At 35.6% G+C, this 13,917-nt stretch carries 8 protein-coding genes; 5 read left to right on the forward strand and 3 right to left on the reverse strand.

The window, feature by feature from the left end:
• Positions 1-154 precede the first annotated feature (154 nt).
• Positions 155-739 carry an RNA polymerase sigma factor gene (locus AsAng_RS24615; protein WP_264789777.1) on the forward strand — a complete coding sequence of 195 codons (585 nt, stop codon included), beginning with the start codon at positions 155-157 and terminating at the stop codon, positions 737-739.
• Positions 740-1,091: 352 nt separating this feature from the next.
• Here the strand turns inward: AsAng_RS24615 and AsAng_RS24620 are convergent, their stop codons facing one another.
• The 3 genes from AsAng_RS24620 to AsAng_RS24630 all read right to left on the reverse strand — a co-directional run bounded on the left by AsAng_RS24620 (position 1,092) and on the right by AsAng_RS24630 (position 7,297).
• Positions 1,092-5,054 carry a T9SS type A sorting domain-containing protein gene (locus AsAng_RS24620; protein ID WP_264789778.1) on the reverse strand — a complete coding sequence of 1,321 codons (3,963 nt, stop codon included), beginning with the start codon at positions 5,052-5,054 and terminating at the stop codon, positions 1,092-1,094.
• A 416-nt stretch (positions 5,055-5,470) separates the two neighbouring features.
• Positions 5,471-6,100 (reverse strand): hypothetical protein, encoded by a 630-nt coding sequence (locus AsAng_RS24625; protein ID WP_264789780.1) that lies wholly within the window; start codon positions 6,098-6,100, stop codon positions 5,471-5,473.
• A 177-nt stretch (positions 6,101-6,277) separates the two neighbouring features.
• Complete coding sequence (locus tag AsAng_RS24630; protein ID WP_264789782.1) at positions 6,278-7,297, reverse strand: helix-turn-helix domain-containing protein; 1,020 nt, start codon at positions 7,295-7,297, stop codon at positions 6,278-6,280.
• A gap of 560 nt (positions 7,298-7,857) precedes the next feature.
• On the opposite strand from AsAng_RS24630, the gene AsAng_RS24635 reads away from it, so the two are divergent.
• The 4 genes from AsAng_RS24635 (at position 7,858) to AsAng_RS24650 (ending at position 13,896) form a co-directional block, all read left to right on the forward strand.
• A complete protein-coding gene (locus AsAng_RS24635) occupies positions 7,858-9,387 on the forward strand; it encodes a hypothetical protein (RefSeq protein WP_264789784.1) in 1,530 nt (509 codons plus the stop codon).
• Positions 9,388-9,745: 358 nt separating this feature from the next.
• Positions 9,746-11,545, forward strand: a complete 1,800-nt coding sequence (locus AsAng_RS24640; RefSeq protein ID WP_264789786.1) for an acyl-CoA dehydrogenase family protein — start codon at positions 9,746-9,748, stop codon at positions 11,543-11,545.
• Between the two features lie 152 nt (positions 11,546-11,697).
• Positions 11,698-12,954, forward strand: coding sequence for a T9SS type A sorting domain-containing protein (locus tag AsAng_RS24645; protein WP_264789787.1), 1,257 nt, complete (start codon positions 11,698-11,700; stop codon positions 12,952-12,954).
• A 444-nt stretch (positions 12,955-13,398) separates the two neighbouring features.
• Positions 13,399-13,896: a hypothetical protein gene (locus AsAng_RS24650; protein WP_264789788.1), complete on the forward strand. Its 498-nt coding sequence runs from the start codon at positions 13,399-13,401 to the stop codon at positions 13,894-13,896.
• Positions 13,897-13,917 lie beyond the last annotated feature (21 nt).

A 13,917-nucleotide genomic window follows, 5' to 3' on the forward strand; every position in this document is an offset into this window, starting at 1 on the left:
TTCAAGAATACAAAAATAAAAAGGTTCTTGATGAAGTCTATCTCTTTTTTAATAAAAAAATATTATTTCTTAAATAAAAACAATAATTGCCTATCGTCGAAAATTTTACTCCCTAGCATTTTTTTTAGTTGTAAGTAAGTAAATCAAAGTAATTATGCAAAGTAGTAAGTCTTGTACCGACAAAGACCTTATCCGCACGTATATACGTGGTGATGAGCGAGCATTTGAAACATTGCTCACTAGACACAAAGGTAAAATCTACACCTCTATTTACATGTTTGTAAAGGATACAGATTTAGCCAATGACATTTTTCAAGAAACCTTCATTAAAATTATTGATACTTTTCGTTCTGGAAAGTATAATGAAGAGGGAAAGTTCCTACAGTGGGCGCTTCGTATTTCTTATAATTTATGCATTGATTTTTTTCGCAAAAACAAACGCAGAAAAACCATCACACCATCTGAAGATTTTGACATCTTTAACTTGATCAATACAAGTGATGACAATCAAGAAAATACGATTATCAAGAATCAAACCTATGCCAAGGTTAGACAATTGGTAGAAGCGTTGCCACAAGAACAGAAAGAAGTAATTTTATTAAGACATTACGCAGAGTTAAGTTTTAAAGAAATTGCAGAGCTAACTAATGTTAGCATTAATACCGCACTAGGTCGTATGCGCTATGCATTAATCAATATTCGCAAGATGATTGGTGAGCATCAAATCAGCCTACAGTAAGATTAAGTAAGTAAATGTTGATTTATAATCATAGAACAGAATTAGGGGGAGCCCTATTAGTGTTGGATTATAAATAGTAAGTAGTGACAAAAAGTTGTTGTTTTCTCGCTATTACGCCAAAAATGCTTTATTGGAACATTGTTGTATTCCAATAAAGCATTTTTTTATTTTAGGAGTAATTCTAAAGTACAGGATGAATGCTTTAATTGGATTCACCCTGTATAAATCTTCTTTTAGAACCCCTAACTATTGTTTATACTAAATGTTGTATCAAGGCTAGGTTTTACTTCTAGGATAGAAAAAAACAGCTTTGTTTTTGGCTCTAAAAACTTCATAACTAAGAATATTATTTTTAATGCAATAAAAATTTAGCGTAGTGCTGTTGGCCATTTATTTCTACATTTAGAATGTACATTCCTTTTTGTAGAGATAGTGGGGCTAAGGCTACTGTAATTTTTGGACTAATCATTTCAGTTTGTTGTTGATAGACTATTCTGTTGGATATGTCCATGATTTTGACAGTTGCAGAACCTTTTTCTATTCCCTCTAATTGTACTGTGAAATTCCCCTTATTGGGGTTTGGAAACAATTGTATGGATGAAGGACTAGCTGTTTGATGGATGCTTTCTGTACTAGTCATAAAAGAAGTGGTATTGCTGGAAACCTCTTTAGATAAGTGAGCGATTGCTGTCGAGGCTGTCCCATTACCATTGCCCGCAACGGTTCTGTAAAATACAGCTTGCCCATAAGCTGCTCCCCCTCTAATGATGTAGCCTAATTGTTGTCCATTACTTGGATGAAAAAGATTAGAAGAAGGCGGTAATACCATATCTTCTTGATAAGCTCCAACCACATAGCTATTAAAACCATCTGTCGCTATATCAAACACTTCAATAGGGCTATTGCTCATTGATAAGTTAATCCAATCTAGAGAAGGCGTACTTGAGCTTAGGTCAATGGAAGCCAACCACATAGCAGGATGGTTGCCCATTCCTCCAGCTTCTTGAACTAAATTGTTGGATTGCGCTTGCTTCATACCAATGATTTGTCCTCTATAAGTACCTGTTGTGTACAAGCGATCATTCTTTTCTGACAAAGCAATGGCAGTAGCTTGGGTGAACATAGAATTTTTATGGTCAATGTAAAACGTATTGGTATTGTTGGTGATGGCATTGGGAGCAAAGGAAGCAACAATAGCAGTTGGATATTTGGCATGAAGCCCATTTCCCCAACTGGTTGGACCTGCCCATTGTCCTGCTACCCATACTTGACCATTATCGGCAATAAGGACATCGTTCAAACTCATGTTTTCTGCCTGTGCAGCCTGTGTTACTAAGGTTCCATTATTATAATGCAATAAAACAGCTTCTTGTAGACCATTAACTGGAATAAAGTTGCCATTAAAAGAAGCGGGCGCTATTAAATTGGCCGTCACATAAATATTAGAACCATCAACAGCAATAGCAGTCATTTCATTATCTGGGTTGCTGTCTCCAAACAATGGGTTTAGTGCGCCTCCATTGTATCTCCATACTTCGGCTTTGTTATTAAATTTACCAGCGAAATAGATTAGATTGTTGTCCATCGCAATTCCATTGACATCATCTGCATAATCAATTGCATAGTCATTGGCATTAGAAAAAGCTCCCGATAATAAATCAATGCGAACACTAAATACATCATTACTAGCATTAAGGGTTAAGGTTTGGGTGTTGCCATCTGTATTTTCCATGTTAAAGGAAGTAGTCGCTGTATTATCGAGTTCACCAAATACTTGTAGATGATTGGCACCATCTAGTATAATCTCTAATCCAAAAATGTCAAGATTCGTACTTATGGTAGAATGGGCCAACCATTTTAGTTTGCCACAAGCATCGTGCTTACTAACAAAAATACCTTTTTGATTGCTAGAACCAGCTTGTATTGCCTGACCATCTATTTCCGTAGCTCCCGTAAAGGCTCCAAGGGCGTAAACATTGTTGTTGGCATCCGTGATGGTTTTTATAATTTTATCTTCGCCACCAGTTGTGTTTAAGGTGTTCTTGTGCCAATAAGATTGATTATTAGTATTAACAGCATAATGTTTGATGGTTTTACAGCCATAAAAACTGCCTGAAGCATTATTGGTTAGTGTAACGTTATAATTATTGTCTACGAGATTAGAAATACTATTACCAACATCTCCTGTACTCCAAGCATAACTATAATTGGGATTGTAAGTAAGGGCAATTGCTCCATCATTGGTACCGTGACAGCTGCTATTGGTAATGGTTTCACTCACTGTGATTCCACTTGATCCATTGGTCAATGTTATGCTATTGCTTAATTTGCAGCCATTGGCATCCGTAATCGTATAAGTGTGTACACCTGCTGCTAGGTTGTTGTTGGTGGCACCTGTTGATCCATTGTTCCAAGATACACTATATGGAGCAGTTCCTCCACTAATTGTTAACGCAATATTTCCATTGGCGATGCCATAACAAGTGGGATGGTTGGAATTGGCAACGGCAGTAATAGGAGCAGCGGGAGCATTTAACTGAAACGAGAGATTTTTGATACAACCGTTCTGATCTTTTACCTGAATTTGATAAGGGGTAGATTTTGGGTAGAGTAGCTTACCTGAATTGGAGGTAAAACCAGTTCCAAAATTATAAAGATAAGTACCTGTACCTCCTTGTACATTGATTACTTGAACATAGATGCCTGCTCCATAACAAGAAACAGCATAAGGGGAGGGGAGATTTAGGGCGGCGGTGATCGCTTGGGGTTGGGTTACGGCAACCGATTGGGTAGAGATACAGCCATGACCATCGGTTAATTCTACCTGATAAGTTCCTGCTGTTAAGGAACTGAACCCAGACTGTCCATTTAACGAAAAATTATAAGGGGGTGTTCCTGTTGCTAAGGTAAAAATAGCGCCATCGTTGGAGTTGTGACAAGTCAAATTGTTAACAGTAGTTGTAAAAGTAGAAGGATCGTAATAAGCAAATGAAAAATCATCGCTGTTAGAGCATCCATTAGGAGCAGTGTAGTTGTATGTTGCTATAAAATTGTTGGGAATGGAATTCTGATTAGGATCAAATACGCCTGTTGCTGCATTAATGGTTCCTTGATTAATACTCCATGTTCCTGTCCCTCCTGATGGGGTGGCATTAGCAGACAATTGTATAGGGTTAAGTACATTGGTACAGTGAACGCTTTGGTTGTTGCTTGCATCAACTGTTGGGAGTGCTTTTACTGTAATCTGGAGGTCATTGGGTAAGTTGACACAATGATCGTTGGTGGTAATATTATAGACCCCTGTTTGGGTTGGGGTAATGGTGCTGCTTATTCCTGTTGGTAAGCTACCACTAGTTGAAGTCCATTGGAAATTGTTAGGGGGATCAGCTAGGGTAATGGTAACGGGTGTTCCTATACAAATGTCGTTGGGAGTATTGATAGAAATGGAAGGATTTTTGGTGCTGTGATAATTAATGTAAAAAACATTGTGGTTGAGGCTTGTCCAAACTCCATTGCCATTGCCTACTTTTAAATTGATGCGGTACAGTTTTCCCTTTTGAAGGTCATTGCCAAAAACAGTGTTTAGGTTCATGCTTGCTGAAAGCCCTGAGATAGGAGCAGGACCTATTGTTTTTACAGGAGTAGTTTGACCTGTGGAGGGATTAACTTCGTCTAAATAAAGGACATACTGTTTAGCGCATTGATTCCATTTAATCTTCTCAAGAATTAAATCATCATCACAAACTATATTCGAAGTGGAAAATGTAGAACTACTCTGAAAGGTTTGGCTCCCTGCTTTTAGTTCAGAACTTAGTGTCAAGGGAGTTATGGTTGAATGAAGTTCATATTCAGGTGTACTTTTTGTAAAGGGAAAGCTTGATACTCCGTTGGAATCAATATATTCTTTTTTTATCGTTACCCTAAATTTTTGTACACCAGTGCTATTTACAGTAATATCCATAGAGCCTGTTGTGCCTGGGTCTGAGTTATCCACACCAAGGATAGATGAATGAAAAGGGAGCGCACCAGAATTGTTGTAAGGGAGCCATTGATTATTAGCTGTTTGGTAATATTCTACAATTAAATATACTTTATCTTCATCAGTAGTAAATGGGGTGCCAATTGCTTTTTGTATTGAGAATCCAGGATCCCAAGAATAATGTAAGGTGACTTTTCCTGGTCCACAAAAGGACTTCGTAAGTTTTGTTTTAGAGGGATTGTTGGTGTTTTCCCAATAAGCTTCTAAGGTATAATTTTGCGCAAAAATAGATTGCCAACTAAGGAGAATAAAGAACAATAAATAATTTTTTTTCATAATTGTACGATTAATGGTTTTATAATCTATACTGATAAAGTATAATGAATTTAGGTTGGGATAGGGCATAACAAATTGGTAGACTACCTATGTTGAAATAAGCATCTGGATAAAAAAATTGGATGAATAAAAATATTGCTGTGGGGACGAGCAGGTAATACAAAATAAAGGACTTTCGTTGACTAAAACCTACTCTATTTGTAAGATGATCTACGCTAAAAAATAAATCTTCAAAAATCCAGAAAAAAAGCTGTTCACGAGGTTTTCGGAACAGCTTATAGAAACAAACTAATAAGGAGGTATTCTATTGATCAGTAGAAGTCCCTACAAGTCCTTATGAAAAATATTAAACCTTGTAATTCTTATTAGTTGTGCTTGGTTTGGGAGTAGGAGGAATCCCTATATGTCGTTACTATTTATTGTTTGAACCATGTTCCATTACAGGACTGAGTAGCGCTGCCATCTCCCCATTCAAAGGTGCCTATGATCTCTTCTTGGTTGGTGTTAGGATTGATGGAATAACTGCCTACAAAATCAATATCTGGTCCAAATCGTATATCTGAAAATTCAAGTGTTGTACCGTTTTTGATTTCTCCATCATGGATAACATGACTCGTTCCGTCGGCATAGATGTAAGTAATGGTTACTTCATCCACTTGGTTTAGGTCTTTGTGAATAGTAATGAGACCAACATCTGCTGTCCAGTTGCCACAAAGCCAAACGGCACCATAAGTACCCAAAAATTTCTCACGAGATTCTATGTCACATAACGAACCTTCATAACCATCATCACAAGCACAGACCCCATTGTTGCAATTTCCATTTGGTCCACAGTTAATATTTTGAGTAATACAGGCATCTTCAATTTCGCAAAAATCACCGCTGTATCCATTGGGGCAATTACAGGTACAATCACCAAAAGCATCTTGTTGGGCTATTCCTTGGTTTTGGCAAGTGATAATACATGTTTCTGCTTCTGTTGTTTGACAGGCTTGAAAAGTGATTAAAGAAAGTAGAAATAACATTGTGATTGCAATTGTTTTCATAAAAGAGTTTTTAATTGTTTTGAAATAGATCAATCGAATACGATTTTTAAATGGAGTAATGAGGGAACGAACCTTGATTTAAATGATCAATCAAAATAAGCGAACTTTATAGATATAAATCTACTCTATTTGTAATATGATCTACTCAAAACGTAAAATGTGGAGTTGAGGATAGAATTAGCTTCTAGCTCGATACACCAATCTGTTTTTTACAAACTCTGTAGGATAAACACCATATTTTTTATAAAAGGCATTTGAAAATGAATTGGGGTTGGAATACCCAACAGAATAGGCGGTTTCTTTGACACTGTAAGATTCTTTGGTTAAAAGTTCCACTGCTTTTTTCATTCTACAATCAATTAAGAAAGCATATATTGGCATTTGGAATCTTTTTTTGAAGCCATTTTTTAGTTTGAATTCACTCAGTCCAATTTGTCGAGCTAGTGCTCGTATTTTAGGGGGATCGACCAAGGAGTTTTTCATGATGGTATGTGCCAATTGTAATTTTTCGGATTCGCCCGAATTGTCAGTATGCGTGTTATAAATCAACTCTGCCAATTGAATTCCCATGATTTTCATGGCGGCACTTTCTCTCAAAAACATAGCGCTAGGTCCTTCAAAATTGTCTTGTCTCAAATCCAAAAGAAGTTGATGAATTTTTGTAGTAGTAGGTCCTCCTATACCATAATATTTTCGATCGTCCTCTAATGAAGTACAGAATTCTTCAGGTAAATCATGAAGCGTATCGCCCATAAAATCAATAAAATCGTTGCTTCTAATAAATAGATTGACATTGGTAAAAGGTTGATTTTTGTATAATTGAATACTGGATCGTCCATAATTGCTAACACAGATAATACCTGTATCTACAATCATCGGAACTTCTATGTTTTGATCAATTAATAAGCCTTTAGCTTTGCCTTCCACGTAAAAACTAAAACCAACAATAGACTTTAGGGCTGTTACATCCAAATAAGCATCTTCTGTAGGGTTGATTTCGAGAATCTGAAAGGTAAATTTTTTGCCTATTTTTTTAGACTCTACCTTTATATGCCCTAGGTTGGGGAGAAAGAACTTGGTTTTATAGATCGAAGTAAAGAAGGACTTAAATGTTTTTTGCATTGGAATTGGCAAAGAACGCTTAATTGCTTTTTCAAAATCAGAGAAAGCAATATGATTTTTGGGAGGAAAATTCATCTGTTTTGTCTTTTTTGTAAAAAATGAGGTGTTGTCCAAATACTGTCTTCTATGCTTTAGAATGTGTGAAAAATAAAGACAGGTATAGGACTTGAAATAAATTTGTTTTCATGGTTGTTAAAATTGATTTAGGCATAGCTATTCTATTCTACTTCGAGAAAGAAATAGAATGAATGCAAGCACCAATTAGAATGTTGATTTAGAGAATGAAAGTGGGGTGGTAAGTACACAGCATTAATGCTGTGCACTTACTTAAGTAACTATGCGTAATGAATGCTCGATAGTTACTTAGATTTTAATGGGGGATAGGGGGCGTTTTCTGGTCTAAGTCGTTTGCTTTGTAAGCATCGCTTTCATGACCAAATGGTAAGTTGACTAGGTTTGGATAAATAAAATATCAAGTAGTTTTTAAGTTTTTGGGGAAGGGAGGGGGCATTCATTAAAAATATTCGTTTCATATAGGGATTCTTTGTCTGAAAAATTAGGATATATTAGACAAAACTAAAACATGCCGCTAAAAGTTACAAAACAAAATACACACTAAAATTAATACTACAAGAATGCAAAGTATCTTATTAAGTTGTTACGAATTAATTCAATCTATGTCAAAGAATGAAAAGAAAATAACAACTGTAAGTTTGTCAAAATCAAATGGTAAGAATCATTTTTTGATTTTGTTTAAAGTTTTGAATAACGCCAAAGAATTAGACGAAAAAAAATTAAAGGTACAACTGCAAAAGAGGGGCGTTAATAACTATAAGATTATCATACATAGTTTGTACAAAAAAATACTCCACATCCTTTTTGAAAATACGCAACAGCACGATAGAGCGACACTCTTGCGAGCCAACTTAAATTATGTTTATTTACTAAAAGGCAGAAATCAATATAAAAGCGCTCTGTCTTTACTCAAATCTGTTGAAAAAGAAGCAGAGGAAAGTCAGTCCTATTTGATTCTTACAGATATTATGCGGCTCAAAAGAAGCTTGTATATCCTCAATGAAAATTCTTTGGATGAAATTTTAGAGTGTTTGGAGAAAGAAGAGGCGCTTTTGGAGCGTCTGAATGCTTTTAATCAATTGGATACCCTAAGAGTAAATCTTAATCAATTGTACTATAATGTGGACCCAAAATTGTCCTTAAAAATAAAAGAACAGCGTACTTTTTTGGATAAAATAAAAGAAAACTACCCAGAGGATTTGAGGATGAAGAACTATCTGTTGGAGATTGAATTACTTCAAGAAAGTGAGGATAAAAATGACTTAAAAATGCTAGAAGTATTGGAACAAAAAAAGGCAATTTATGACCTCTATCCAACTTTTAGAGCACATCAACAAATTGCTTATTTAAGACTTTTAGTTAATATAGCTTTATTTTATGGAAGGAACAATATGCCCGTTAGAAGCCTAGAGATATGGGAGAATTTTATTAAAGAAAAACATATTGGCAAACACTTTAAACAGCATAAAATATTCATTCTAACGAATCTAGAAATTAGATGTCTAGCAATTTATATAAAAACAGGAATCAAGAATGAATTTTTGGAAAGTTATATTCAAGAAAACAGTCCTTATCAATCCAAAATTCAGCCCTCTATACAGTTGTATTTGATTCGTTATAGAGCGACTAAGGCTTGGTTCAAAAAAGAAATAGATGCTGCTATCAATGATCTAACCATTATTAAGGAGGACATCAAAGGAGAGCTTATCATTCCTATAGAAGTAGTCACTAGCAAATTGTACGAAGGTTTATTGCAAGTGGAATTGGAAAACTATCTATTGCTCCCCAATATCGTACGGCAATTGAAGTATTTAATCAAAAAAATTGGCAATAAGTATTACGAACATAAGGGGGCTTCTTTTATTACTCATTGGTTAAGTCATGTTGGTCGAGCGGCTCCTTTAAATAAGAAACGATTAAAGGAAATTCTTGAGGCTTATATCGATAAATATCCCGATTATATTCATTGGGAAATTATGCCTAGTTTTTATTTCTCTCTTTGGGTTAGAAGTATTCTGGAAGATAAAAAAATGATCACTTTGGTAGAAGAAAATTATCATTCAATAGCAGCTCAAAAGATCAAAAAATAATGAGCTTGACGCCTTTAGCTATAAAAGAGCCATTAGATCGTACAATATGCCAAATAACATTCTTTTATTTAGTGAGGTTTAAAATTTTAATTTTTTTTTATTATATTTGCATTAATAAATCGAAGAATATTTTGTCCTTTTTGGAGAAAGAGAGAGGTTGCGCATCACTAGCGTTGCCTCTTTCTTTGCGTTTAGGAGCAACCATTAAACTAATCTTGGGTTTATAGTTTAGGTAATATTAATAGGAACTAAAATTACCAAAATCAATTAATAAAAAATAAATTGGGGATAAAGTAGAATAAATACTTGATATTCATCTTTAAATACAATTTATTAAAACAGCTAAATAACTAATATTATGGCAGATGTAGTAGAAAATATGACAACTGAAGTCTTAAAAGGTAGCGAATTTATTATTAAAGATTCTCAACCAGCAGATACTTTTACCCCAGAAGATACCAACGAAGAGCAGGATATGATTCGTGCAATGGTAAAAGATTTTGTAAATACAGAAATTGAGCCTAATTATCAAGCATTAGAGAAACAAGAAGAGGGACTTGCTAAAGCAAAATTGGCTGTGGCAGGAGAATTAGGTTTGTTGGGACCACACATACCTGAAGAGTATGGAGGGATGCCAATGGATACCAATACCAATACAATTATTGCAGAAGAAATTGGATATGCAGGATGTTTTTCTGTAGCGGTTTCTGCGCATACAGGGATAGGCATGTTGCCCATTTTTTATTATGGATCAGAAGAGCAAAAGAAAAAATATTTGCCAGGCTTATGTTCGGGAAGGTTAGTCGCTTCTTATTGTTTGACAGAACCAGGTTCAGGGTCAGATGCATTGGCCGCTAAAACCAAGGCAATGCCAACAGAGGATGGAGAACATTACCTTATTTCGGGGCAAAAGATGTGGATTACCAACTCTGGGTTTGCCGATGTATTTATTGTCTTTGCTCAAGTTGATGGAGATAAATTTACAGGCTTTTTGATAGAAGCTGGTGTTGAAGGCTTGAGCCTTGGTGCAGAGGAGGATAAGTTGGGAATCAAAGGTTCTTCTACTCGTCAAGTATTTTTTGAAAATGTAAAAGTTCACAAATCTGCTGTATTAGGAGAAATAGGAAAGGGGCACTTAATCGCTTTTAATGTTCTAAATGTAGGTCGTTTTAAATTGGGCGTAATGGCATTGGGAGCTGCTAAACGCAATATGCGAGCAGGAATTACCTATTCGAATGAGCGTCATCAGTTCAAACAAGCGATTTCAAATTTTGGGGCTATTCAGTACAAATTAGCAGAGCAAACGGTTCAAATTTATGCTGTAGAATCTGCCTTGTACCGCACATCAATGTTGTTGCAACAAAAGGCACAAGCATTGTTCGATGGTGGAATGTCTTACGCAGAGGCCAAACTAGAAGCAGCAGAAGAGTATGCTGTTGAATGTGCGATGTTGAAGGTCTTAGGATCTGAAATGTTGGATTATGTAGTAGATGAAACGGTTCAAATTCATGGAGGTTATGGATTCTCTGAAGAGTATGAAGCGGCTCGTCATTATCGTGATGCACGTATCAATCGTATTTTTGAAGGAACCAATGAAATTAACCGTTTGTTGACTTTGGCTATGACACTAAAACGTGCGATGAAAGGTCATATTGATTTGGTTGGACCAGCTTGGGCTGTTCAAAAAGAATTGACATCTATGCCTACCGCTTCTAAAACAGAAGGAACCTTTGGTGTAGAGGTAGATACGGTTAAAAATATGAAGAAAATCTTGTTGATTGTGGCTGGTGCTGCTGCTAAAGCACAGATGGACGGTAGCCTAAATCTAAAAGTAGAGCAGCAAATTACAATGAATATTGCAGATGTAATGATGGATGTATTTACTTGTGAGTCACTCTTGTTGAGAGTTCAAAAATTAGCTGCAAAAGGAGCTGATGTTACGAATCCAACACACATTCTAGAGGTGTATTTATTTGATGCAATTGATCGCATTGCTAAGAATGCCAAAGATGCCTTGTGCTCTTTTGCTGAAGGCGAACCATTGCGCATGATGCTGATGGGAGTTAAGCGCTATGCTAAATACAAAACAGTAAATGTTAGAGATGCTCGTAAGGCAATTGCTAAACCAATTATTGAAGCCAACGAGTATTGTTACTAGGATTATGCAGACCAATACTTCTTTGATGAAGTAAGACAGATAGCAATTTATTGCAAGCCTATAGTATTAAATCTACTGTAGGCTTTTTTTTGTTGTCAAAAAATGCGTATTTTTAACTAAATGGTTAAGTTTATGTTTAAATATAATAGGTTATGAAACAAGGTGTTATTTATTTTTTATTGAGTTTTTGTGTCTTAATTTCGACGATTCAAGCACAACCAGGACGCTATCAGCAGGCTATTTTTTCGCAAAAAAATGTCTTAACTAATATTCAGTATGGTTCGGCTGATAGCTATGATGCTCTAGGGCTAAATATTCCCCTTCCTCAGCATTTAGATGTTTATGAACCCTTGGGAGATACCGCTACTAAACGTCCATTAGTCATGGTGTTTTTTGGTGGCGCTTTTCTAATTGGAGATAAAAGCATGCAAGATGTTGTAGCTTGGTGTGATAGTTTGACGGCTTATGGCTATGTTTGTGCTGCTGTTAATTATAGAATAGGTTTTAATGTTTTAAGTTCTGTCAGTTCTATTCGGGCAGGATATCGAGGCGTTCAGGATGCAAGGGCGGCCGTTCGTTATATGAAGGAGTTTCATCAGCAATTTCGTATTGATACCAACCTTATTTTTATGGTGGGAAATAGTGCTGGGACAATCAATGCGGTTCAAACAGCTTATGCTTCCGAAAGTGATCGACCCATCGAAACTTATGGCGTTGCAGGGACATTAGATGATAATCGTGATTTAGGATGTTTGGATTGTTCTGGAAATAGTTATCAGCATACGGTTGATATTGCAGGCGTAATTGGTTGTTGGGGGGCTGTAATTGATTTAGATGGGCTAGATAGCTCAGACAGCGCACCTATTATTATGTTTCACGGTACCGATGATACGGTAGTTCCCATTGACTCTGGTGCTCCGTTTAGCAATAGCGCAACCTTTCCCACAATGTATGGTTCTAGACAAATACACCACAAAAGAACACAGTTAGGATTAGCCTCTGAGTTACATGTTTACCAAGGAGAACCGCATAATTTTTATTATGATGTAGCCCTTTTTCCCAATAATTATTGGGACACCATTTGGCACTTATCGCATCCCTTTCTTTGCGATATAAACCCATACTGCAATACAGTACTTTCCACAAATTCTATTGCTGAAACAACAACTTCTGTTTTTGAGGTACATCCTAATCCTGCCAATACATTTATAAATATTGAGTTTTTAGCACCTGAAAAGCTGGAGCAAAAGCTATTAACCGTATATACTTTATTGGGACAAAAAATGGAAACGTATCAAGTCAAAGACGATCAATTTTATTTAGACGTTCGAGAATGGGAAAGAGGCGTTTATTTGCTAAAATTAGAAATAAACAATAGGGAATATGTGCAGAAACTGATTGTGGAATAATGTTGTAAGCGTTTATAGTTTATGAATAAAAGACTTAAAAAGTCCCAAAAGGCTACTTCCTTTTGGGACTTTTTAATAACTGTAAAATGGCTCGGTAACTAAGTATTCATCTTTCGTTAAGAATAAGCACTTTAGAAGCTAAAACTAACCTCTGGATGACAAGTATTAAGACAGTAATACTTTTTTTGTTTATAGTGAAACTATTATTAATGATCTTTGGTTTAGTTAATTTTAAGGACATCTATTCTTATAATACTCCGTTGATTTTTTAACGGAGTAATGTTCTTAAGTTTCTTTGTTCTATATTTCCCCCAATGTTATCAGAATGAATTTTTGTTCCTTCAAATATATATTTTGTTTCACAGGTTTGTTATTTTTTGTGTTCCAAATGGATAAAAGTAGCAGTGTGAATCAATACTAATATTTAATAACCTAAATAAAAATATGGAAAAGCGTGTCTTGAAGAAAAAAAACGCTTCAAAACCCAATACGAAACCCACCATAAAAGATGATTTTTTATTGATACGTTGGCTGATTCTAACTGCTGGAACCTTTGCAATGTTAGGTTATGCACATCTATTGCCTACCCTTCTATCCGATTTATTTTACAATTTAGAACAATACAGTAAGTTTTTGGGGCGCTTTTCTTTTTTCTCTATGTTGTTTTTGCAGATCGTTTATATTTTTGGTGTAAACCCTGAAATTTCGGGGAGAGAAAAAGGACCCAAAGGAGATACGGCTTATTTGTTATCTTATATCTGCATTACGTTATACCCTATCGTAAGCACCTTGTTTTTTGGTTTGCTGAGTCCATTTCTGATCTATTTAAATCATTATTACTCTACCTTAGCCGTTTTGTATTTAGTAGCTATACTACCAGCTATTTTATTGTTAGAATGTTTGGTTCGTTGGAGGCTAAGAGCGTATTTTCTAAAAAAATAGCCTCATTTCAGTGAAGAAATG

The organism is Aureispira anguillae (genome assembly GCF_026000115.1).
Classification (GTDB): domain Bacteria; phylum Bacteroidota; class Bacteroidia; order Chitinophagales; family Saprospiraceae; genus Aureispira; species Aureispira anguillae.

Excerpts from the sequence above, each read along its gene's own strand:
- AsAng_RS24615 (WP_264789777.1), top strand. The coding sequence starts at position 155 with ATGCAAAGTAGTAAGTCTTGTACCGACAAAGACCTTATCCGCACGTAT.
- AsAng_RS24620 (WP_264789778.1), bottom strand. The coding sequence starts at position 5,054 with ATGAAAAAAAATTATTTATTGTTCTTTATTCTCCTTAGTTGGCAATCT.
- AsAng_RS24625 (WP_264789780.1), bottom strand. The coding sequence starts at position 6,100 with ATGAAAACAATTGCAATCACAATGTTATTTCTACTTTCTTTAATCACT.
- AsAng_RS24630 (WP_264789782.1), bottom strand. The coding sequence starts at position 7,297 with ATGAATTTTCCTCCCAAAAATCATATTGCTTTCTCTGATTTTGAAAAA.
- AsAng_RS24635 (WP_264789784.1), top strand. The coding sequence starts at position 7,858 with ATGCAAAGTATCTTATTAAGTTGTTACGAATTAATTCAATCTATGTCA.
- AsAng_RS24640 (WP_264789786.1), top strand. The coding sequence starts at position 9,746 with ATGGCAGATGTAGTAGAAAATATGACAACTGAAGTCTTAAAAGGTAGC.
- AsAng_RS24645 (WP_264789787.1), top strand. The coding sequence starts at position 11,698 with ATGAAACAAGGTGTTATTTATTTTTTATTGAGTTTTTGTGTCTTAATT.
- AsAng_RS24650 (WP_264789788.1), top strand. The coding sequence starts at position 13,399 with ATGGAAAAGCGTGTCTTGAAGAAAAAAAACGCTTCAAAACCCAATACG.